General features: G+C 35.6%; 1 pseudogene. It reads right to left on the bottom strand.

What is annotated here, in order from left to right:
• A pseudogene (locus RTW80_RS28595) lies at positions 1-298 on the bottom strand (TIGR04141 family sporadically distributed protein); the annotation flags it as partial.

Genomic DNA, 298 nt, shown 5'->3' with positions numbered 1-298 from the left:
CTTTTGCAACATCTGTAATGATCGATTGAAGTAGATAATTATCAAGCTCATCTATCTTTGACTCGTCAGTGATTTTTTCCGATTTAGGAAATTCGATTTTCTCTTTGGTTGCCAACGAAGAATCAATATCATTGAAAACATCGACTAATGCAGTAGGGGCACCATCCAAACTTAGCTGAATTGAATCAGAAAAAGTTATATTATTACATCCCCACTTGTCAGTTTCTTTAGCTTTTGTTTTGAGATGCTCGATGGATTCGCCAGGAAAATATGATCCTTGAACAAACTGTGAGTATGA

Origin of the sequence: Escherichia sp. AM3 (assembly GCF_032029835.1) — a bacterium.
GTDB classification, from domain to species: Bacteria; Pseudomonadota; Gammaproteobacteria; order Enterobacterales; family Enterobacteriaceae; genus Escherichia; species Escherichia coli.
Note: the sequence above shows the minus strand (reverse complement) of the source record. Positions and strands in the feature narration are given on the sequence as shown.